We start from the raw sequence: 255 nt of genomic DNA, 5'->3' as shown, positions 1-255 counted from the left end.
AGCAGGTCGGGGAACTTCGAAGCTGTCTTGTCCTGCCGTGTGAGCCCGTTCCGGCGCTTGATCCGGCGCGCGACCAGCCCCTGGCGGCGCATGGAGTCCGCGACCGTCTTCTCGCTGACCTCCCACCTGTCGTCGCGCAGGTCGGCGTGCAGCCGAGGCGAACCGTGTAGACCACGCTTCTTGGCGAACATCACCTTCACGGCCCGGTCGATGGTGTCGCGGCGTCGGTCCATCGCGGTGAACAGGCCGCTGGAC

Annotated in this window: 1 protein-coding gene; it reads right to left on the bottom strand. The window is 67.8% G+C overall.

The features are described 5' to 3' along the window. On the bottom strand, positions 1–255 hold a 255-nt coding region (locus GSY69_RS15480; protein WP_160954415.1), incomplete at both ends, for an IS3 family transposase.

The organism is Brevibacterium rongguiense, from assembly GCF_009857845.1.
Classification (GTDB): domain Bacteria; phylum Actinomycetota; class Actinomycetes; order Actinomycetales; family Brevibacteriaceae; genus Brevibacterium; species Brevibacterium rongguiense.
Note: the sequence above shows the minus strand (reverse complement) of the source record. Positions and strands in the feature narration are given on the sequence as shown.